At 62.0% G+C, this 21,516-nt stretch carries 19 protein-coding genes and 2 pseudogenes; 10 read left to right on the forward strand and 11 right to left on the reverse strand.

Translation table 11 applies throughout. From position 1 onward, the window contains the following. The 5 genes and pseudogenes from R2N16_RS06815 to R2N16_RS06835 form a co-directional block, all read right to left on the reverse strand. Nucleotides 1–124 (reverse strand): annotated as a pseudogene (locus R2N16_RS06815) (succinate dehydrogenase, hydrophobic membrane anchor protein); the annotation flags it as partial. Between the two features lies 1 nt (nt 125). Next, complete coding sequence (sdhC, locus tag R2N16_RS06820) at nt 126–545, reverse strand: succinate dehydrogenase, cytochrome b556 subunit (RefSeq protein ID WP_316664872.1); 420 nt, start codon at nt 543–545, stop codon at nt 126–128. 89 nt (nt 546–634) lie between these two features. Then, nucleotides 635–1,093: a DUF3429 domain-containing protein gene (locus tag R2N16_RS06825; RefSeq protein WP_316664874.1), complete on the reverse strand. Its 459-nt coding sequence runs from the start codon at nt 1,091–1,093 to the stop codon at nt 635–637. Beyond that, nucleotides 1,090–1,842 carry an SDR family NAD(P)-dependent oxidoreductase gene (locus R2N16_RS06830; RefSeq protein ID WP_316664877.1) on the reverse strand — a complete coding sequence of 251 codons (753 nt, stop codon included), beginning with the start codon at nt 1,840–1,842 and terminating at the stop codon, nt 1,090–1,092. The genes R2N16_RS06825 and R2N16_RS06830 overlap by 4 nt, the downstream gene beginning before the upstream one ends. 72 nt (nt 1,843–1,914) lie before the next feature. Next, nucleotides 1,915–2,889 (reverse strand): MerR family transcriptional regulator, encoded by a 975-nt coding sequence (locus R2N16_RS06835; RefSeq protein WP_316664878.1) that lies wholly within the window; start codon nt 2,887–2,889, stop codon nt 1,915–1,917. 184 nt (nt 2,890–3,073) lie between these two features. Between R2N16_RS06835 and R2N16_RS06840 the strand changes: the two genes are divergently transcribed. The 7 genes from R2N16_RS06840 (at nt 3,074) to R2N16_RS06870 (ending at nt 10,461) form a co-directional block, all read left to right on the forward strand. After that, a complete protein-coding gene (locus R2N16_RS06840; protein ID WP_316664880.1) occupies nt 3,074–4,165 on the forward strand; it encodes an NAD(P)/FAD-dependent oxidoreductase in 1,092 nt (363 codons plus the stop codon). A gap of 104 nt (nt 4,166–4,269) precedes the next feature. Beyond that, nucleotides 4,270–4,845, forward strand: a complete 576-nt coding sequence (locus R2N16_RS06845) for a lipocalin family protein (protein ID WP_316664881.1) — start codon at nt 4,270–4,272, stop codon at nt 4,843–4,845. 14 nt (nt 4,846–4,859) lie between these two features. After that, the gene (locus tag R2N16_RS06850) at nt 4,860–6,410 is read left to right on the forward strand and encodes an FAD-binding domain-containing protein (RefSeq protein ID WP_316664882.1); all 1,551 of its coding nucleotides are present in this window, start codon (nt 4,860–4,862) and stop codon (nt 6,408–6,410) included. An 8-nt stretch (nt 6,411–6,418) separates the two neighbouring features. Continuing rightward, nucleotides 6,419–6,580 carry a DUF2256 domain-containing protein gene (locus R2N16_RS06855; protein WP_316664883.1) on the forward strand — a complete coding sequence of 54 codons (162 nt, stop codon included), beginning with the start codon at nt 6,419–6,421 and terminating at the stop codon, nt 6,578–6,580. Next, a complete protein-coding gene (locus tag R2N16_RS06860) occupies nt 6,577–7,878 on the forward strand; it encodes a DASH family cryptochrome (RefSeq protein ID WP_316664885.1) in 1,302 nt (433 codons plus the stop codon). The genes R2N16_RS06855 and R2N16_RS06860 overlap by 4 nt, the downstream gene beginning before the upstream one ends. Then, complete coding sequence (locus R2N16_RS06865; protein ID WP_316664886.1) at nt 7,875–9,416, forward strand: cryptochrome/photolyase family protein; 1,542 nt, start codon at nt 7,875–7,877, stop codon at nt 9,414–9,416. Before R2N16_RS06860 ends, R2N16_RS06865 begins: the two co-directional genes overlap by 4 nt. Before the next feature lie 97 nt (nt 9,417–9,513). Then, nucleotides 9,514–10,461 (forward strand): TIGR01777 family oxidoreductase, encoded by a 948-nt coding sequence (locus R2N16_RS06870; protein WP_316664887.1) that lies wholly within the window; start codon nt 9,514–9,516, stop codon nt 10,459–10,461. Here the strand turns inward: R2N16_RS06870 and R2N16_RS06875 are convergent. Next, a complete protein-coding gene (locus R2N16_RS06875) occupies nt 10,433–11,092 on the reverse strand; it encodes a carbonic anhydrase (RefSeq protein WP_316664888.1) in 660 nt (219 codons plus the stop codon). The two genes, R2N16_RS06870 and R2N16_RS06875, sit on opposite strands and share 29 nt — an antisense overlap. A gap of 573 nt (nt 11,093–11,665) precedes the next feature. Between R2N16_RS06875 and R2N16_RS06885 the strand changes: the two genes are divergently transcribed. Beyond that, a complete protein-coding gene (locus R2N16_RS06885) occupies nt 11,666–12,682 on the forward strand; it encodes a pectate lyase (protein ID WP_316664889.1) in 1,017 nt (338 codons plus the stop codon). Nucleotides 12,683–12,814: 132 nt separating this feature from the next. On the opposite strand, the gene R2N16_RS06890 is transcribed toward R2N16_RS06885, so the two are convergent. From R2N16_RS06890 to R2N16_RS06900, 3 genes are all read right to left on the reverse strand, one after another. Then, entirely contained in the window at nt 12,815–14,269 is a 1,455-nt protein-coding gene (locus R2N16_RS06890; RefSeq protein WP_316664890.1) for an NAD(P)/FAD-dependent oxidoreductase, read from the reverse strand. A gap of 4 nt (nt 14,270–14,273) precedes the next feature. Continuing rightward, nucleotides 14,274–15,311: an isopenicillin N synthase family dioxygenase gene (locus R2N16_RS06895; RefSeq protein WP_316664891.1), complete on the reverse strand. Its 1,038-nt coding sequence runs from the start codon at nt 15,309–15,311 to the stop codon at nt 14,274–14,276. A 506-nt stretch (nt 15,312–15,817) separates the two neighbouring features. Beyond that, on the reverse strand, nt 15,818–16,750 hold the full coding sequence (locus R2N16_RS06900; protein WP_316664892.1) for a DMT family transporter: 933 nt from the start codon (nt 16,748–16,750) through the stop codon (nt 15,818–15,820). Between the two features lie 192 nt (nt 16,751–16,942). Between R2N16_RS06900 and R2N16_RS06905 the strand changes: the two are divergent. Next, nucleotides 16,943–17,080 (forward strand): annotated as a pseudogene (locus tag R2N16_RS06905) (IS3 family transposase); the annotation flags it as partial. Between the two features lie 130 nt (nt 17,081–17,210). Here R2N16_RS06905 and R2N16_RS06910 read toward each other — a convergent pair. Both R2N16_RS06910 and R2N16_RS06915 read right to left on the reverse strand, forming a co-directional pair. After that, nucleotides 17,211–19,526: a TonB-dependent siderophore receptor gene (locus tag R2N16_RS06910; protein ID WP_316664893.1), complete on the reverse strand. Its 2,316-nt coding sequence runs from the start codon at nt 19,524–19,526 to the stop codon at nt 17,211–17,213. Between the two features lie 148 nt (nt 19,527–19,674). Beyond that, nucleotides 19,675–20,421 (reverse strand): response regulator transcription factor, encoded by a 747-nt coding sequence (locus R2N16_RS06915; RefSeq protein ID WP_316664894.1) that lies wholly within the window; start codon nt 20,419–20,421, stop codon nt 19,675–19,677. 759 nt (nt 20,422–21,180) lie between these two features. On the opposite strand from R2N16_RS06915, the gene R2N16_RS06920 reads away from it, so the two are divergent. Further along, on the forward strand, nt 21,181–21,378 hold the full coding sequence (locus tag R2N16_RS06920; RefSeq protein WP_316664895.1) for a hypothetical protein: 198 nt from the start codon (nt 21,181–21,183) through the stop codon (nt 21,376–21,378). The last annotated feature ends 138 nt before the right edge of the window (nt 21,379–21,516 follow it).

The following is a 21,516-nucleotide window of genomic DNA, read 5'->3' on the forward strand; positions in this document are numbered from 1 at the left end:
CAGCCAGCAGCACGATGGTGTAGACCGCCATGATCACGGCGGTGACGCGCTGCGCGAGGAAATCCTTCAGGCCGTAGTGCGCGCCGACAACGAGGCGCTTGGGACCGATTGAGTGCTGTGCCATGTTATGAGGCTGCTCCAAACAGTTTGAATACCGCGATCGCCGTCAGTGCCAACGACACCGCGAACACCGCGATGGCTGACCGGCGACTGCTCTGCCTTGCCGTCGCGTTGTGATCCACGTCCATCCACAGGAAGCGAATGCCGGCGCAGAAATGATGCAAGTAAGCCCAGCTGAGTCCAAGGATGACAAGCCTTGCCGGAACAGTTGCCAGTGCCTGCTTGACGCCATCGAAAGACCGCTCAGAAGCCAAGCTCTGGCCTAAGAGATGCAGCAGGAAAGGAATGAACAGGAACAGGAGTGCGCCGCTGACCCGATGAAGGATCGACACCCGCGCCGCCAGAGGCATGCGGTACTTGGTCGTGATATCGCTGAACCCGATGTTCCTGTAGACGGCCGTTCCTCTTTTTGAATGGATTGCCACGTTGTTCTCCAGACAGACTCCAGACAGACATTGAATGGGGCAAACACGTGCAGAAGCGCTTGGCGCCACGGTACGTTGGTCTCTAGCGATCAGCCGGCGCCTGCAAAGCCGGCAAGCACAAGCGACGCAGCCGCGACGGAGGTCAGCAGGCTACGCAACCCGAAATACCAAGCCGGAATCGCTCTACGGGCCCAAAAAACCGCATCGACCACCCAGCAGGCCGCCAGCACAAGCGCCATCCTGACGAGAGCCGCGCGCGGCTCGCTGCTGATCGTCACGGCCCATGCTGCGAGCGATGGCACAACGCTCCAGGCAAGCTGAAGAACATGCTTGCGCGTTGCGTCGGCTTCGCGCAGCACTAGACCCCAGTGCACCGCGCCCACGAATGCGGCGATGGATGCGGCGTACATCAACAGCGAATGCTGGTATTCGCGGCTGCCCGCTGCGTTCCGCGCCGAAAGGCATGCCAGGACGACAAACGGTATAAGCCCACCGATGCCGAGCACTACAGCAAAGACGCGCACGTCTGCAGCCCGGCGCCCGCTCATGATTTCGGTGGCACGAGCAACCTACCGTGGCCGCCATCCACGTTGATCTGCTGGCCCGTGACCCAGGAGGCGGCGGGGCCAAGCAGGAATTCTGCAAGCGCCGCGGTATCGTCACCATGCCCTAGCCGGCCCAGCGGGTTAGCCTTTGCAAGTCGCTCTGCAACCGCCGGGGAACCCGTCAGGCGGGCTGACATGGCCGATGTTGTGAGCCCCGGATGAATGCAGTTCACACGGATACCACGGTCCGCGTACGTCGCAGCCGCTGACTGCGCAAGTTCGCCGACCGCTGCCTTGGCGCTGGCAATGGCTTCATGATTTGGAAAACCAACTGTCGCGGCGACGGAGCCGATCAACACCGCGCTTGCGCGCGCCTTGTGCGCGATAGCCTGCTGCACGAACAGGCGCAGCACATTCCACGCGGAGAAGAAATTGGTGTCGAGTGCCTGCTTGAGTTCGTCGTCCGATGTCAGGTGAAGCGGCTTGATGATGATGGAACCGACGCAGTGCGCCAGACCCGCCGGTGCACCGAATCGCGCGACACCGGCCTCGATGGCAAGTTGGGCGCCATTCCTCTCAATCACATCGGCGGGGCATACCAATACCTCTGGTGACACGAGCGACGCAGCGAGCGCCTCCAGCTTGTCCCGATCCCGCGCCGTGAGGACCAGCGGAATGCCCGCGCGGTTCAATCGTCGCGCGAGCGCGCTGCCGACAGCGCCGCTGGCCCCAGTAATCCAAACAAATCCCATTGTCACGTCCTAACGTGTTCTGACCTCGAAACGACAGGCAGCCGGCAATGACGCATGGCGCCCCCGGCTCCTTCAAATGGCACGCAAAAGCTCGCGGTTCATCAACCCTTCCTGACGCACAATTTCCGCAAGGGCGGTCTCAAGCAGTTGCACCGCGCGATTCGCGACGTTGCCAAGACGGCGGTGCAACAGGGCATCGCCTGGTGATCGCGATGTGCATTCATCGCTGTAGCGTTGAAACGCGCTGAGCTGCAGTACAAGCTCGGCAAGGTGCCGAGGGCATTCACATCGAATTGCCGATGCGATGCCTGCGAGAGAGGCAAGCGTTCTGTCGTCGAACCGGCGCATCGCGCGCGGCCCTGTGCCGACATTCAACCGGTCTGCCTGACGGTGTGCCATCGCCCAATCGGCAAGTTCTGCGATGAGGTGTGCGGGCTTGGCCTGCGTGTCGACTCGACGCACAACGCGTACGCCAGCGAGGCCCGCGAGTTCAGTTGCACGACTGCTGCCAAACCCGTAGACGACGCTAACCGCCTTTGCGTGCAAAGCATCTGACAGCGCGACGATGCGCGCGAATGTCTCGTCACGCAGTGAAGGGACTGAGACAAGCAATGCATCTGCCTCTACCCCGGCATGGGCATATTCAAAGGCGTCCTCGAGCGAGCGGGCATGCGCGCAGAGGCGCACGTTGCCGAACGCCGATGCGGTGCTCGGCATGTCCACATGGCCGACGACCAGCAGCGAGAATGTCTCCGGCAGTTCCGGCTGCGTGTCGTCCGGCGGCGGCATCAGCGCCGTCAATGCATCCCAGTCCAAGCCGGCGATTGCGCTGATGGGGTGACCTTGATTCACCAGGGTCTTGATCAACCGTAGCCGCCGCACGTCTTCATCTGAGTAGCGACGCTGACCCGAAGCAGTCTTTGGGGGTGAGACGACTGCATATCGACGTTCCCAGATCCGCAACGTGGCGGCAGGCATCCGCGCCAGACGGGCCGCTTCACCGCTTCGATAGCGACGTGGCTCTATTGAGGTGTCGTGCTTTCCCACAATCTCTCCTGATCACGCCATCAGGCTAGCGGCACACTGCATCAGAAGACAAAGCCTTTTGGGTACCTTGAAACGTGAGGTCGATGCATGAGTTAGAACTGCGTTGATATTCGTTGCCGAAGCGGCCAGAAGCAGCGCGCAGCGAACCCTTTACGTCCCTATACTCCCCACCAAGTTCATAGCAATGCCGAAGGTTGATGACGTCGGCCAAGTTCGTTTCATGAATCAAAAATATGCGTCAGCCAGTGTTGTCGTCCTTGGGGGCGGCATTGCCGGGCTCGCCTGCGCGTATGTGTTGTCGCAGAGTGGACATCGGGTCACCGTGTTCGAGAAGAGCCGGGGTGTCGGCGGCCGCATGAGTACCCGCCGCGGCGATGGTTGGCAATGCGACCACGGCGCGCCTTACTTTCTGGCGCGCGATCCCAGCTTTGCTTCAGAGGTGGCTCGCTGGATGGCAGCGGGCGCGGTCGCGCCATGGCACGCGCGCGTGGTGTCGATTGCACCGCATGCGCCCCCTGAGGCCCTCCCGCCTGTGACGCGATACGTGGGGGTGCCGGGTATGACCATGCCGGCTCGGCTGTTGTCCAAGGGGATCAACACGGTCACGAGCGCAACCATCAACGAGCTGGTTCGCGAAGGTGGCAGCTGGCGACTGTCATCTACCGAGAGTGGCCTGATCGATGAACGGTTCGACGTTGTTGTCGTCGGCGTTCCCTCGCCGCAGGCTGTGCCGCTGCTTGACTGCGCAGCGCCTGAGCTGGCACGTGCGGCTGCGCGCGCCCGGATGCGCCCGGTTTGGGTCGTGATGGCGCAGTGCGAAGCCGATCCAGCCCTGGGCTTCGACGCGGCGGTCGTCAACGAAGGGCCGTTGGGCTGGATTGCAAACGACAACAGCAAGCCCGGCCGTGCCGGCCACGGAACGTGGGCGCTGCACGCGTCGTCTACCTGGACCGAAGCGCATCTGGAGGACGAGCCCGCAGATGTCGTGCACGCGCTGGTTGCAGCATTTCGCGAGCTGGGCGGACCAGCCGTGAGGACGGCGATCGCGCATCGCTGGCGTTACGCGCATCCGCTTGAGACGAAGGGTGAAGGCGCACCGGGCTACATGTGGCGCGCGCAGGACGGAGTCGGTGTCTGCGGCGATTGGCTGGCGGGCGGTGGTGTCGAGGGGGCATGGCTGAGCGGTAATCGTCTGGGTGCCGCGATCCAGCAATCATGGACGGACCCTGCATGCGCAAATCGGGCCGAGACAGTTTTGGCAAGGCAGTACAGCTGACAGGACAGAAGGTGAGCACAATGCAAGGCGAACGCGCTGCTCGGTGGGTACTCCAAACACTCAAACGCATATGGCATGTGTTGTGCACGCTAAAGCGCCCCCTCATGCCCCAAGGCGTAACGCAAGTCCGTCGATGGCGACTGCAATTGCTGGTGCTCACGGTTGCGGGCGGTGCCTTGATGGCTGGCTGCGCTCCAACGAGTCCTCCGCAAGGCATCGCTCCGGTTTCACCGTTCGATCTCCAGCGCTACCAGGGCCGATGGTACGAGCAGGCGCGACTGGATCACGCATTCGAGCGCGGCTTGACGGATGTCTCGGCGACGTACCAGCCGCAGTCTGACGGAACCGTCCGCGTCGTGAACCGCGGCTTCGATCCGGCTACGGGAATGTGGCGGGAGGCAATCGGCAAGGCCATGTTCACGGGCGCCCCCAATACCGGCTCCTTGAAGGTCTCGTTTTTCGGGCCGTTCTACGGCGGCTATCACGTGGCCGCGCTCGATGCCGATTACCGCTGGGCGCTGGTCGTGGGGCCGGATCGCAGCTATTGCTGGATCCTGACGCGCGCGAAGCATCTCGACGCGATGCTGCGCGAGTCCATCGTTGCGCGCGCACGCGCGCTCGGCATCGACACCGCGGCACTGATCTGGGTGTCGCATGAGCGGCAGGACCCTGCCCGATAAGGGGATGTGCGCCGATGACGTTCACCGTGGTCTGGTTCAAGCGCGACCTGCGGGTGCATGACCATGCTCCGCTGTTCCATGCCGCCCGGCAGGGGCCGGTGCTTTGCCTTTACGTGGTTGAGCCGAGCTACTGGGCGCAACCAGACGCAGCATTGCAGCACTACCTGTTTTTGCAGGAGTGTCTGCACGACCTGAAACAGCAACTGCACGCGTGTGGGGCTGCGCTGCAGGTTGCCGTCGGCGAGGTCACGCAGGTGCTCGCACGCCTGCATGCTGCGACGCCATTCACTCGGCTGGTGTCTCACGAGGAAACCGGGAACGGTCATACATTTGAGCGAGATCGGTCTGTAGCGCGTTGGTGTCGGGACCATGGCGTGACGTGGCGGGAATGGCCCCAGCACGGGGTCGTACGACGACTGCGTACACGAGATGTCTGGCACGCGCGCTGGCGCGCTCACATGCACGCGCCTTGCCTGCCCGCGCCACAGGCCGGCAGCCTGCGCGGCGCTGTGTTGCCGTGGGCGACCCAGGTACTGCCGGCAGGCCCAGGGCTCGGACTGACAGCCGACGCGCCACGGCATCGTCAGCGCGGCGGGCGTGCCGTCGGCGGGGCGTTGCTGCAGGACTTCCTGTTCGAGCGCAGCCAGCGTTACCGTGGCGGAATCTCTTCACCGCTCACGGCCCCCAGCGCATGTTCGCGTCTGTCGCCATACCTGGCACTGGGGTGCCTGAGCATGCGCGAGGTTGTGCACGCCACGGAGCTGCGCTTGCTGCAATTGAAAGAGAGCGCCGATCCTGCTGCAGTCTGGCAGTGCAAGGGGCTGGCAGCATTCATCAGCCGCCTGCACTGGCACTGCCACTTCATCCAGAAGCTGGAGTCCGAGCCTGCGCTGGAGTTTCGAAATCTGCACCGGGGCTACGACGGACTGCGCGAGCAGGAATGGAACGAGGCCCACTTTGCCGCACTCGTGAATGGGCGCACCGGCTGGCCAATGGTGGATGCCTGCGTGGCCATGTTGCGGGAGACCGGCTGGATCAACTTCCGTATGCGGGCCATGCTGGTTTCGGTGGCGTCGTACCCGCTGTGGCTGCATTGGCGGCCGGTGGGCCTCTGGCTGGCAAGGCAGTTCATCGACTACGAGCCGGGCATCCACTGGAGCCAGATGCAGATGCAGGCGGGCACAACGGGAATCAACACCACGCGCGTCTACAACCCGATCAAGCAGGCGCAAGACCACGACCCGCAAGGCCGCTTTGTGCGGCACTGGCTGCCGGCGCTGCGTCGTGTGCCAGATACATGGCTGCTGCAGCCCTGGCGTATGCCGCCCGATGTGCAGGCGCGCTGTGGCGTGCGCGTGGGCGTGGACATCCCCGAGCCGGTTGTCGATCTGGAAGCGGCAACCCGCCAAGCCAAGGCTCGCATCCACGCACTGCGGGCGCGCACCGATGTGCGAGCTGCCAATGCCGCCATCGTGCAGAAGCACGGCTCGCGCTTGCGGCGCGACAGCGTTGATCGGCCTCACCGGGGTGCGGCCATGCCCCAGCAGCAGAGTCTCGATTTCTGACCTCACACATGCACAAGAAGCAGAACCTGCCGAGCAAACCCTGCCCACAGTGCGGGTTGTCCTTTGTCTGGCGCAAGAAATGGGCAAAGACCTGGGACGAGGTCAAGTACTGCTCCGCGCGTTGTCGTCAGGCCCGCAAGCGGGCCCCTGGCGCAGAGGGGGCAGCTTGAGTACGGTGCTGTTCTGGTTTCGCAACGACCTGCGCTTGCACGATCAGCCCGCATTGCGTACGGCATGTGCGAGTGGCGCCCGGTACGTCGTGCCGGTGTACTGCCACGCAGACTACGACGAGCCGACCCCATGGGGCTTTTCTCGTGTCGGCCGTCATCGGCGCGCCGTGTTGTCGGCGGCCCTGCGCGATGTCGACCGTCAGCTTGCCAATATGGGAAGCCGTTTGCTCGAGTGCAGGGGGCCGGCCAGCACCGCGCTGCCTGCGCTGGCACGCGCCGTGGGTGCCACCGCCGTGGTATGCGAGGAGATCGCCGCCCCGCAGGAGCAGGCCGAGGTCGAGGCACTGCGCAACGCTGGCCTACAGGTCCACACCCTGTGGCAGAGCAGCCTGCTTGAGCCAGGCGACTTGCCGTGGGCCGTGCACGCCTTGCCTCGCACCTTCACGCGCTTCCGGCAGGCGGTGGAGCGTGCACAGGTCAACCCTCCCGTTCCGCTCAAGCCGCCGGTAAGAGTACCTCCGTGGCCTCCCGGCATCGACATCCCTCCCGGCCTGTATTGCGTGCCCGCATCAAGCAGCGTCGAACACGCGGCCCCGGATGCGCGCGCGTCGTTTCCTTATGACAGGCCCGCGTTCGATGGTGGCGAGACGGCGGGCCTGGCCCATCTGGCGCAGTATCTGGCGCGCAAGCTCCCGCACACCTACAAGCGCACCCGGAACGGTTTGGCTGGAGTGGACTATTCGAGCAAATGGTCACCATGGCTCGCCACGGGTGCCTTGTCCGCTCGCAGGATCGTGGCCGAACTCCGTCAGTTCGAGGCAACACACGGGGGCAACGAAGGCAGCTACTGGTTGTGGTTCGAGCTGCTCTGGCGAGACTACTTTCGATTCCTGCATCTGCAGCATGGGCGTCGGCTGTACCGTGCCCGGGGGCTTTCGCAGCAACCACCGGCTCAACACAATGCGCAAGGGTTCGAGCGCTGGTGCGAGGCGCGCACGGGCGAACCGCTGGTGGACGCCGCCATGCACGAACTGCAGACGACCGGATACCTGAGCAATCGGCTGAGGCAGGTGGTTGCCAGCTATCTGGTGTACGAGTTACGAGCCGACTGGCGCGCTGGCGCGGCCTGGTTCGAAGCGCAACTGCTGGACTATGACGTCTACAGCAACCAGGGCAACTGGCTCTACATCGCGGGTCGCGGGACCGACCCACAGGGGGGCCGGCGCTTCAATATCCAAAAGCAGCTTTCACAATATGACGCAGAAGGTCAGTACCTTCGCCTCTGGGGAATGCCATGACGAAGAGCGCCAAGACGGTGCGGCTGGTGCTTGGCGACCAGCTCAACCCACTGCACGCGTGGTTCGCAGAGGCCGATCGTGATGTGGTCTACGTGCTGATGGAGGTGCGTCAGGAAACGGACTACGTACTGCACCATGCGCAAAAGATCCTCGCTATCTTTGCGGCCATGCGCGACTTTGCGCGCGACCTCCGGACTCAAGGTCATCGGGTGCACTACCTGTCTATCGATGACGCGAGCAACACCCAGTCGGTGACGGAGAATCTGGCCGCGCTGGCACGGGGGTACGGCGCCGAGCGCGTGGAATGGCAGTCCCCGGACGAATGGAGGCTGCACGCGCAACTGCGCGCTTGGGCGGAGAAACAGTCCTTGACCACGCACGAGGCCGACACAGGCCACTTCATGACTGGCCGACATGACTTGGCAGCCATGTTTGCGGGCCGCAAACAGTGGCTCATGGAACGGTTCTATCGAGACATGCGTCGGCGCCATCATGTCTTGCTGGACGACAAGGGCGATCCGGAAGGGGGGCAATGGAACTTCGACCACGACAATCGCAAGCCCTGGCGAGGCACGCCGCGCGAGCCCGCCGATGCACGCCCCGTCCATGACCACCGCGATCTGTGGGCCGCGCTGGAGCGCAGTGGCGTGAAGAGCTTCGGCGACCCGCAGGCGGCACAGTTCCGCTGGCCCTTGAATCGCGCGGAGGCACTGGCTTGCCTGGAGGCGTTTGTCAGTCAGGCGCTGCCGCACTTCGGCGATTTTGAAGATGCAATGAGCAGCACCAGCCCGAGGTTGTTCCACTCGCTCCTGTCGTTCGCCTTGAACGTGAAGATGCTCAGTCCGCGCGAGGTGATCGCCCGGGTGGAAGCGGCTTACCGTGAGGGCAGGGCACCGCTGCCTGCTGTGGAGGGTTTCATCCGTCAGATTCTTGGATGGCGCGAATACGTGCGTGGCATCTATTGGGCGCACATGCCGGGGTATGACGCGCGTAACGCGCTCGGCCACCACACGCCGTTGCCATCCTGGTTCTGGAACGGGCATACGCAGATGCGTTGCCTGCAGCACGCCATCGGACAGTCCTTGCAGACTGCCCATGCGCATCACATCCAGCGGCTCATGGTGATCGGCAACTTTGCACTGCTGGCAGGGCTCGATCCCGGAGAACTTCACCGCTGGTACCTTGGGGTGTACATCGACGCCTTCGAATGGGTGGAACTGCCCAATACCCTTGGCATGAGCCAGTGGGCCGACGGCGGCCTCATTGCGACCAAGCCCTATGTCAGCAGCGCAGCCTATCTCGGCCGCATGAGTGACTACTGCAAGGGCTGCCGCTACGACAGCAAGCAGCGGATCGGGGAGGGCGCTTGTCCGTATAACGCGTTGTACTGGGATTTTTTTGATCGCCACGCCGATGTGTTCAGCCGCAATCCTCGTCTTGGCATGGTGTATCGGCAGCTGGCCAACATGCAGGAGGGGGAACGCGATGCCCTGCGTACGCAGGCCACCTGGCTGCGCGCCCGGCTCGATAAGCTATGAAGGGGAACATGTGGCAGCTCGTGGAAGACGTTGGCCAGCGGCTGGCTCTGCGCGCCAAGTGGCATCTTGAGCTCAACCATTCAGAGGACAAATTATCTTGCGCATTTTGCTGACTGGCGGCACGGGCCTGATCGGGCGAGCCCTTTGCCACCACTGGAAAGCCGAGGGCCACGACATCGTTGTCTGGAGCCGCACACCGGACAGAGTGCCTACGCTGTGCGCGGGCGCACGCGGCGTCGCCGCACTGCAAGAGCTGGAGGACTCGGCTCCGCTGGACGCCGTGGTGAATCTGGCAGGTGCCCCGATTGCCGACCGCCCGTGGACCGCGCACAGACGCGAGGTCCTATGGCACAGCCGTATCGATTTGACCCGCAAACTGGTGGATTGGCTCGGCCAAGGCGTGCTGCGTCCTCGCGTGTTGCTCTCGGCTTCCGCTACCGGCTGGTATGGAGACCGCGGAAACGAGTGCCTCGATGAGGGCAGTTGCGCAGGCGAGGGGGATTTCGGCAGCCGGCTTTGCGTGGCGTGGGAGGAGGAAGCCAAGCGTGCCGAGCTGCTCGGCATCCGAGTCGTTCGGCTGCGAACAGCCCCGGTGCTGGCCCGTAGCGGCGGTATGCTGCCCAAGCTGCGACTGCCCTTCAGCATGGGGTTTGGCGGCCGCCTAGGGAATGGACGGCAATGGATGCCGTGGGTTCATCTCGACGACGTGGTTGGCCTGATCGATTTTTTGCTGCCGCGCGACGACTGCGAAGGGGTGTTCAATGCGTGCGCACCGCATCTCGTGTGCAATAAGGATTTTGCGCAGGCACTGGCGCGAGCGCTTCACCGCCCAATGCTCTTTTCCGTTCCCGCATGGGCGTTGCGCATAGCGCTGGGGGAAATGGCGGTCTTGTTGCTCGGAAGCCAGCATGTGGAGCCCAGGCGGGCCCTGGACGCTGGCTACCGGTTTCGCTTTTCGCGCCTGGAAGACGCATTGGCCAATTTGCTGACCGGAGCAAATGCTCCGGTCGATGCCATTACGCCTGCCTCAGGTTCCGAGATGTGACGGCAACCGTTGTCGGCGATTCAGCCAGCGGCACAAAGCGGCGCGTCTCACCGTCGAGCGCATCGATGCTCCCGGTTTCAATGTCATACACCCAGCCGTGCAGCGTCATTCGGCCTTGCTCAAGCGCAAGTGCCACCGACGGATGGGTGCGCAGGTTTGCAAGTTGTGCGATGACATTTTCACGCACGAGCCCGTCCAGTTTGGCCCGCGGCGAGTCAAATTCATGCGCGGAATTGATCGCCTTTGCAGCGTCGGAATGCCTGAGCCAGTTGGCCACGGCTGGCAGATGGTCAAGGCAGGTACAACGTGAAATGGCCCCCATTGCGCCACAGTCCGAATGGCCGCAGATGACGATGTCGTGGACACCCAACACCGCGACAGCGTATTCGACCGTCGCCGAAACCCCGCCTGGCTCCGGCCCATACGATGGCACGATGTTGCCGGCGTTGCGGATCACGAAAAGCTCCCCAGGTTCGCGTTGTGTAAGCAGTTCCGGCACGACGCGACTGTCCGAGCATGTCACGAACAATGCCTTGGGGCTCTGTGATGTTGCAAGCTGCTTGAATAGCTCCATCCGCTGTGGATAGATGTCGCGCTGGAAGCGCAGGAAACCGTCAATGATGTCGCGCATGGCGTTCTCCGAGTTAGAGGGGTAGGCGCCGGCGTGGCCGTTCAGAATGCCCCACGCCGACGCAGCCGCTATTGTCGTTGATATTTTCATGCGATGAACGGAACTGCGCTCAACCCCGGGATGAGGGCGAGCAAACACAGCAGTCTCGGCTCGCACGATATTCGATCCTAGCCAGCAGAGCCCGCTCGACACCGGCCAAAAATACGATGTACGCCAGCGCATTGTCACCGCAAGCTAATGGACGTTGGCAGATCGGTCGGGCCCATCATGCGCATACCTGAGTCTTGTCTCGACAAGGAGCGCATTCTCGAGATCCATCTGGACTCGGTGGCGTGGGGTGAGGGGGGGGGCTTCGGTGCACAAGCTACTGCGCCAACGTGCACGTCAACTTCACGCGCATGGCCACGGTGATCGCTAACCGCATGGGCCGGGGCACACCGCCGCAATGATCTGCTTCGCAATCTCGCGCAAGATTGCGCTTTGCGAGGCCGGTCGCAGGTTCCTGGGAAGTACAACGGTATTCCGCACTCCATTTCTGGGGGTGTCATTTCAACCGTTGATGCCGAGGTTATCATGCCCGTTCAGATCGATTCCCCACAACATCACCATGTGACGCGCCAGCCTTCCTGGAGTGAGGCCAGCGCCCAGCAACCGGATTCCTCGTCGTTCAACCACGCAGTGCAAAACGCGCTGCGCCTGCTTGAGAGCGTGTTGAGGGATCTGCAGGCCCGTCTCAGTACTGGCGGGGGCACCAGCGGTAGCCAAAGCGTGCCTTCTGTCGGCCGGACACAACATGGCGGCCATGCGGCGCATGCCGACCCCGCGGGCAGCACGCCGGCGGTATCCGCACACAACGCTGTGTCGGGTACATCGAGCGTGTCCGGGGGCGGCGCCGTCTCATACGGTGCGCAACCTCCCGCATCCAACGGAGTGGTGGATGTCAGCAAGCCGATCTACGTTCCCGCTGGGCAGACCTTCGACGGCGGCGGAAAGTACTTCCGCCCAACCAAGGCTCTGGGTGACGGTTCGCAGAATGAGCACCAGCAACCCGTGTTCATCTTGGGCCAGGGCGCGACGCTCAAGAACGTGCAGTATTCGGGTGCGGATGGCATTCATCTGCTGGGCAATGCCACGCTCGATCATGTCGTCAACCGTAAGGTGGGCGAAGACGCCGTTACGATCGACGGCGCGAAGAACCGCGCACACGACGCCAAGCTCGCCGGCATTGATCCTAATTCCATTCCTGGCGGACCGGCTCAGGTGAAGATCCTCGAGAGCGCGTTTTACGGCGGCAAAGACAAGATCGTGCAAGACAACGGTGATGCGGACGTGCAGATGAAGGGCGATTACGTCAACGGCGCAGGCAAAGTCTTCCGTACGAATGGCGGCCAGCCGCTGAACACGCACCTGAGCATTGCTGACTCGACCTTTACCAACGTGAAAGAGGCCATCTTCCGTACCGACTCAAGCACGTCAACCGCAGCGTTCTCGAACGTGAATTCAACCAACACGCCCACCGATGCGCTCGCCCCCAACAAAAACCAGGTCAGCGGCACCAACAGCGTCGGGTACAAGCCCTATACAGGCTGAGTACGCCTGAATTGGACCAGCTTTCTGAAGCGATAAGAAACAGCCGCCGAAACGGGGATGCTGGCATTGCAGGAATCGGCCATATGGCCATGGCCGCCCTGCAAATTCAGACGAAAATACCTCGACAATCGTTCACGCTTCGGTGGCCTGTGCGAGGGGCCGGCGTACTTCTTCCCCGATCTCGTAGAAGAGTTTGTGAACGGTCTCGTTGAAAGGCGCCTCTTTCAACCGGGTTTGAATCATCTTATGCAGTGCGTGGCCGCTTGTGTCGTTCTGCACCGCCGCTTGCAACAGACTGCGCAGATAGGCCTCTAGCTCCCGTGCCCGGCTGTATGGGAGCGGGCTGCGCGGCTCCTGAAGGAAGGCCACCAGATCGCGCACGCCGACATCGAGCAGCCGGTCCATGCCCCAACCGGTCTTGTTCTCCTCGCTCAATACCGAGAACGGATTACCCTCGTATGGCGATATGGCGCGCAGACCGAGTTCTGTGGCGATCATCGCGGCGACGAGCGGTGCCATGAGTACGCCGTTGCGATACGTGCCGGTGGCGATATACAGATTGTCAATGCGCGTCTTGCCGACGAGCGGTCGTTTGAATGCGGCAATCGGTCGAAAGCCGACGCGAATCTGCTCGATGCGGCTCGTGCGGATGTCGGTGTTGATCTGATGGATGGCCTCGTCGATCAGGCCGTGCAGCTCCCCAGGCTGAATCTTGACCTCGGCGTCCTCGTCGGTGCCCGTGAAGTTGGTTGCGCCAACGTACAGGCAGCCGCTTTCAGGCCGCGGCACCACATGGATGCCGCATGCGAACGTGCGATTCGGCGTGCGCATCGTGTGCGCGACGGCTGGCATACCGCTGACGAGTAACGAAACGCCTTTGCCGAAGCTCACCGCAGGTAGCGCTGCGTCTTTGACGAGCGACGGGTCGAGACACTGGAGCGAGCGCGATCCGTTCGCCAGCACAACAGCGTCGGCTGCAACCGTGCTCCCGTCCGCGAGCGCGGCGGTCCACGACTGGCCTTCGGGCCGAGCCTGCACCACCGACGTATCGAGGTGCTGGTAGTTCTCGCGCCGTGCAAGCACTTGGCTCATCGCGTCGAGCAACTCCCCGGAATGAACGGCGTGCTCGTTCTTGAGATACAGGCAGAGTGTCGGTGCATGGACGGGGCTCGGCTTGAGTCCGGGTACGTCGCCAGGCTCGATCCACTCTGCGGGTTCGCCGCGCTGCGCCGCTTCCTGCTGCATCCGGCGAATGCCATCGCGATCGCGCGCCCCTTGATTGTTTGCGACGATGACCGTGCCTTCGACTTGCGATACGCGCGCACCCGACAGTTCACGAAGCCGCGCAAGCCACGATGGGTAATAACGCTGTGCCGCCAGCCGAAATTCGAACTCCGCCATCTCTTCGGGACCATCGTCGGCAGACAGCTCCCCAAACGCCCCAAGCATGGCGCCCGCAGCGCGTGAAGCCGAGAGCGTATCGCCGCTACGCGGAAACGCATTGATCACATTCACGCCGCTCTCGCTCAGTTCGAGCGCGATCGCGAGGCCGACCACGCCTCCGCCGATGACCATGATGTTCTTCATTGCCTTACTCCTGAAATGCCGCCGTTTCGGCTTGAGAGGTGTGCTTGCGGTATTCGAAGACGCCGTCGAAGCTCTGGATGAGGTGGGCGCCCATCGTCGTGGGTGCGTAGGATGCTGGCGTCGTCGCCGTAACGAAGGCCGGCAACGGCTCGATCTCGCAGTCGTAGTCCGGATCGAAAAAGAAATTAAGCGAGTGACGCACCTGTCCCGAGACGTTCAGTACGCGGTGTGGGGTGGCACGCCAGTAGTCGTTCGTCCACATGCCTGTCACATTGCCGAGCAGGCAGGTGAACGTGCCCGGAATGCGTGGCGCCCGAATCCAATTCCCTGCCGGGTCGCACACCTCCAGCCCCTCGGCGTCGATTTGCCAGATCACCGTGACGATCCCGTAATCGGTGTGGGCGCCGCAGCCAATCGCGCCGCCCGTATCGCCTGGTGGCTGCTGCGGATAGCGAGCGGCACGCAGTTGCGCGAGCGGCTTCAGGGTGCGCTCGGCGAAATAGCTGTTTGGCAGGCCCAGAGCAAGCGCAAACAGCTCGCTGATGTTCCCGCACATCGTCAGCCATTCGCGGTACAGCCACGACAGGGTGGGCCGCAACAGTGGCTGTGCGGCGGGCCACGCATTCGGGCCGTGGAAGAATTTGCCCGCGCGAACGTCAGGATCGTCCAGCCCCAGTTCAAGCGCCATGTCAAACGCTTCCTTGATGTCCTTGATCGTGCTGCCGTAGGCCGTTTCCTCGCCCGCCGGCACGTAGCCGCGATGGAATGGGGACTTGGCAATGTTGATGGCCATCTTGTGGGCAAGCGGCAGGTCGAAGAATTCGTGCACGGCCGCGGCCGCCGCCGTCAGCACGTCTTCGGACACCCCGTGATGCTCAACGTAGAAATAGCCGTTTTCCCGGCAGACTTTGCCGAGCGCTTGGGCGAGTTCCCGCTTGCGCAATTCGTCACGCGTGCGAAACGCTGCCAGGCTGACGATCGGTATGCGCTGATCGCCGGCGTGGTATCTGATATACGGACTGTAATCTGAAGTGCGACTCACACTATCTCCTGTTCGTTTTTCATTGTGCTGCTGAAAATTCGAATTGAAAAAACTGCCGGCCGATTTGATCGATATGAAAAATATTCAAAAGGCTTGCCTTTCGAAAGCTTTTGTAGAAAAGCGATTTTTTACTTCGCCGCGTAATATTTTCAAGAACCATGAAACGGCGTCTTTATATAAGGTCGGAATAATATTTTCTTCGTTGCGCAAAAACTCTCAACTTTTCTCATGCAAGGCGCAGCGACAGGCCGACGGCACCTTGATGCCGCCTCTCAATTTGATTTTCAAATAGGATTTTTTCTTCCTGACCAAGACGCTGACCCTGTCTTGGTCCGAGCGGCATGCTGCCGCGCGTCACTTAGCGACGGCCAAAGTGCCGCCGTAATGTGCCGGCCAACGACGAAATACACCGCGCCGCCGATCAAGTCATGGGCGGATTAATGGGAAGGGTTCAAATCAGGGGGGGCGCCATCAGACGAGGCGCGAGGAAGGTGATGTTTTGCCGATCAGCGGCCCGAACGCAAAAGAGAATCCTTCCCGTTGAGTGCGCCACGTGCATTGGCATCGGGCTTCTTGCGTGGCGCGAGCACACCGGCCGCCAGAGAAGTGCCCAGCAGGATCACCGCGCAGCCAATCGCCATGTTGACGCTCAACCGTTCGCCCAGGAATAGGATGCCCCACAACACGCCGAACACCGGGATCAGGAAGCTGACCGACGCCGCACGGGTTGGCCCCACATTCGCAACGAGCCGGAAAAACAAGATGTACGCGATGCCAGTGCAGGCGGTGCCTAAACCGATGACATGCAGCCACACGCTGCCGGCGGGCGTCTGTGTGGGCCACAGCCAGAAGGCCAGCGGTGCAAGCACGATGGTGGCTGCCAACAGGCTGCCGGTGGCCACTGCCAGTGGCGATACGCCGGTGAGGAACCGCTTGGTGTAGCTGTTCGCGACGCCGTACAACACTGTGGCCAATAGCGCCGCCACCACCGCCACACCGCCTTGCCTGGCGTCGATGAGCGATGACCCGCCCACCAGCACGATCACGCCGATGAAGCCGATGACGATCCCCAGCACGCGCAGAGACGACATTCGGTCACCCAGCCAAACGAACGCCACGATGGAAGCGAACAGCGGTGCCGCTGCGTTGAGCACCGAGGTGAAGCCTGCCGTCAGGGTTAGTTCAGCATATGCAAACAGGCAGAGGGGGATAGCCGCATTCAGCACGCCCAATACCAGCAGGTGCGGCCAGTGCAGGCGCAGCGCACCGAGTTTGCCGCGCATGGCCAGCAACGGCACAAGGAAGCACGAAGCGATCGCCAAGCGCAGCGCGATCAGTACGACCGGGCCGAACGGCGGCGCGGCCACGCGTATGAACAGAAAAGAAGCACCCCATAGGGCAGCTAGCGTCAGGAGTTCCAGGAAATCGGCGCGACGCATCGGTGTATCTCGTGGGAAGGTCAATTGTCTGTTGTCTGGCTTGTACTTGGCGACCCAAGCCGCCTAGAAGGCGAGTCTACGCAATCCAAAATGTCGCCCGCGCGGAGGCTGAAAACTCAAGATTTTTCGATCATATCCGGACTGTCGATTAAAGCGGTTCGCCTCGGGACGGTGGCTAATTGCGATGAATAACCTGTGGCTCACTCCGCTTGCGGTGCACACCATTATTGGCCCGGAAGGATCTCACGAATACGCGACGTCAAGTTAATCCGCTGGATGTTACGTAAAGGATGCTCTCCCGATAATGCGGCCTGTGAAGGTTTCTTTGGGGGGGCTCAAGACCGAGCGCCCATGCAGATAGCTCCCGGCAACGAGCGTATCCCCCTGGACGAGGCGTGCGCTCAAACCAGTGGTGTTATTCGAAGCTATCGTCGCCACTCGGGGATCGTCACGCGGCAAGTCAGAGATTCCACGTCAATCGCATGCTGGCGGTTCGCCCTGTCAAAATCGGGATGAAGATGCTGGATCGAGTCTCACCATAGGCGCGCGAGTTGAAGAGGTTTCGCACCGTGAAATCCAGCCGCCAGCGCTTGCGGTTGAGGAATATGTTGGTGTCCGCCAGCAGGTGCCCTGGGATGCGAGGTCCGTTGACGCCGTAAGCGGTCGAGGCAGTTCTGCCGTGTAGGCCCAGGCCGAAGCCAGCACCATCGGCGAGTCCGCCGTGGACAGTGTAGTTGGTCCATGTGCTGACACGCAGCGTGGGGGCCGGGGCCGATGATTGCCCCTGGATGACTGCCGACACGCGCGTATAAGTGACAGCCATGGATGTTTCAACGGCGTTGCACAGTGCACCATGCAACGACAGTTCGGCGCCCTGACTGGTCTGAGAGTCGACCTGAACGTATGCGCCGGGATGCTGTTCATCGAACACACTGACATTGCGCGCATTGGTCCGGAACAATGCGGCCTGGGCCAGCAATTTCTTGCTCACATCGCTCCAGCGGACTCCCATCTCCCACTCGCCACCGCGTTCTGGCGCTATTGGCATGCCATTGTCAGTGTAGGTTGGGTTGATCTGGAAGCTGCGTCCGTAGCCACCAAACACAGCGGTTTGCGGCGTCAGCTTGTAGAGCATGTTGAAGGCGGGGGCCCAGGCTAAGCCCGCGTCTTGTGAGAACGGAAGCTTCGCGACGTAGTCATTGGCGCGCACAGAAGCTAACAGTTCCCATCGCTCGCCGATTGACACCTGATCCTGCAAACGAAAAACCGATTGTCGGACACTTTGCGAGACATTGAAGCTCGGCATGAACACCGCGGGTGGCAACGGCTGCGGTGCCAACAGGTTCTGCATGACAACGGGGTAGTCGACTGGCGAGAGGATGTCACGGCGCCATTGGTACTCATCCCAGCCCAACGTCAGTGCGTGCGTCAGCGCCCCCTGACGCACGGTGCCAGTGAGTTCGTTCGACACGCTCCAACCTTGATCCGGAATCTGGTAGGCCACGTTAATTTCTGCCACTTGAGTGGCCGTCTGGGTATCCGGCGCCGACGCCCATAGCACCGACAACGTCGTCAGTTGCTGGTACTGAGCACGTGAGTGCCAAGTCCATTCTTCCGTCAACGCCCGAGAAACATCGAAGTACAGACGCGAACCACGCGCGTCGGTCCGGTCGGATGCGTTGCCGAGCGGCATCGTCGACGGAATGCGCAGCGGGCTGCCATTCAACGCCACGGTCGAAGGCACCACGGGTTGGCGACTCGATACTGTTTCGGTCCCGGCCGTGATTTGGGTAGTGCCGTCATGCCAGCCGAGCGCGAGCATGCCGTAGCCGAGCCGGTGGCCCGCATAACCGCCTGGACTGTTGGCTGCGGTGTCGTGGACACCGATCACGCGGTAGCTCAGTCCATGCTCGCCCAATGGCCCCCCGAGGTCAGCCACTGCTTTACGCTCCCCGTAGGAGCCGACTTCTGCGGCGACGCTGTGCCGCCCCGTCGCCAGGGGAGATTTGAGATCCACGCTGACCGCACCGCCTGGCGGAGCTAGGCCAACTACGCCACTGCTCGGGCCCTTGACGATTGCGAGGCTTTCCACGGCATCAATCGGTCGCAAGTTGGACAGGCGATCCCGGTCTCCATTTATATAGGTTGTGTTCGAGGTAAATCCGCGCAAATCGAACTGCGTCACGTACGCAGGATCCGCAGTGATAGGCGCAGCGCCAGCATCGCGCAAAGCATCTGCGACGGAGCCAGGACGTTCATTGATCAACTGCGTGTTTGAGACTGTGGTGACGAACTGTGGCGCACTCATGATCGGCGTTTCGGTCCCCGTCACGGCAGTGCTGCTAAATACCGCGAATCCACGATCCAATACGCCGCGCACTTCGGTAGGCGCTAGCATGAGGGCATTCTCCGACGGCGGTACAGCCGCCTTGGCAGGCACCACGGTCAACGTGCCGTCGGGCAGTTCGGCGAGCGTTAAGTTTGTCTCCGATAACGCCTGCCGGACCGCCGCCGCCAGGGACATGACACCCACCACCGGTCCAACAAGGCGGTTCTCAATCGCATCGGATGGCATAGAGATGGGCCGGCCCGCCAGCTGCGCAATCTCCAACAGCACGTGTTCGAGCGATGCGCGTTCGATGCGAAAGTCATGGACATCGTCGATGGCCGAAGCGTAAGTCAATTGCGGAACGACTAGGGCGGCCGCCACTAGCATCACGGGCGCAACCCAATGCGGGCGGATTCTCAGGATTTCTTTGGACGGAGTCGCGAACATTGGTCACGCGGTTCAATAAAGTAGAGCGCAGTTACGCAAGGGGTGCGCGTCCATTACATGAACCGCAGGGCATTTCAACAGGGCGCCTGTGCCCGGCAGCAAAGACACCTGACGCGCCGATTGCCAGAAATACCAAGGCGTGCAGGCGTCAAGCCGCCAGCATGCGTTGCGACGGCTCGACGTTGCGCGACGGCTCGCTTATCTGCTGGACGGTCAACTGATAGCCGAGCGAGTAGATCGTCTTGAGCTCGACTCCGGTCGCGTCTCCGAGGCCCAGCTTCTTGCGCAGCTTGTAGATGTGTTGCTCGATCGAGCGCTCTGCAAGACTGGCCTCCGTTCCCCATACTGCGGAAGCAATCTGTTGGCGTGAGACGAACGCTCCCGGCGAGGAGAACAGGAGCCAGGCCGTGGCAAATTCCCGTGCGGTCAAGCGAATGGGCGTGCCGCGCAACATCGCCGTGCGGGTGAGCCGGCACAAGCGGTAAGGGCCCACCGCGATACGGGTGCCGGCGTCGGCGTCTTGCGTCTTTCGTTCAGCACTGCGCAGGATGCGGTGCACACGGGCGCACAGCTCATCGGCGGTGAAGTGGCCGGCGACGAAATCGTCGATACCGGCGTCGAAGATGTTCCGTATTGCCTCCCGTTCCACAAAGTGGCCGAACACCAACGTTGGCCAGTGCATATCGGCATTGCACTCGCGCCAGGACAACACCAGTCGGCCGGCGTTGCTGAATAGCTGCGCATCAATCAACAGGACATCGAAGACCTCAGTGCGCCGGGCGCGCAGCAGGGCCAATGCATCGTCGAACCGTACGCATGTAACGTCTTGCGGTGACAGGCACGCGGCCACGTACTCGAAACTGGCTGAATTGCTGGTGAGTATGGCGAATTTCATGGCAAGCCCTCGCTGATGCGGTGCCAATACGCTGGCCCCGCCTATTTCCTCCATAACAAGCATAGCGCTCACAATTGCCTCATATATCACCCCAAAGAGTGATCTTCCGGTGCAAACGCGATTCATCTGCGAATCGACACAGTTGTCATCGAAATGACATCAAACTGGCGTAGTTGGGCGCTGATCGCAAAATGCGTTCACGGGACGATGCCTTCACTTTTCCCTTCAACGGTCGGATGACAACGTTCTCCGGTGCGAGTTTGCGCATCGACGCGGACACGCGAGTGGTCTCCACGTTGCTCGTCGTGGCGGGGGGGCAGCATTCATGGAGCGCCGCCGACGGGTTGCGAAAGCGTGAGGGGCGGCATCGCCGGGCAGTGGCGCCTGCCACGGGAAATCTGCGTCGTCATGGCCGGCAACGGCCAGGAGGCGACGCAGGCGTGGTTCCTCACATGAGTCGCGTGGTCCTGCGGGCATGCAAAGCGGCGCACGGCGAGCACGCACTGCATATGGCATACCCACGCGAAGCCCATACGGCAAGAAGAGAACGCCAGCTTGTTTCACGTTTGAATCAGTTTTGGCGTTTTTCTTGAAGACCGGCCATACCCAAGGCCCTCAGGCGTAGCACGTTCGAGCCTTTAGCTGAATTGGCTCGATTTTTGCGCGATTCTCCAGCCGATGCTGCGCGCATAGTTGCCGAGAAGTCCGCCATGACGCGGGAAATACCAGACGACCCCCAACCCTGTCACGAACGCCGTTGTGATGGTGCCGCCGGCCGTTCTGCGCGCTGCGGCCGACAACATCGGCTATTCCATCGAAGCAATGCCATGGCGCAACGTCCTGCTGCGCTACGCCACCTTCGTCAACGCGACGCTACAACTCCGACACGATCCCACTTCCTCCCTGGAAGTGGCGGAGCTGGCGCATACATGCTGCCTCAACGCCATCCGCCATTGACTTAGCGCGGCGGGTAGCGTGGTCGACCAGCGGCATTGAGAGGGAAGGGCACGAGGGCCGTCGAATCTCATTCTTGCAGCGGTGTTTGGAAAACCGGGACGAGCGCTTCTCCACGATGAGAGAGACGCGTTTGATCAA

The organism is Ralstonia psammae, from assembly GCF_958405935.1.
Lineage (GTDB): Bacteria > Pseudomonadota > Gammaproteobacteria > Burkholderiales > Burkholderiaceae > Ralstonia > Ralstonia psammae.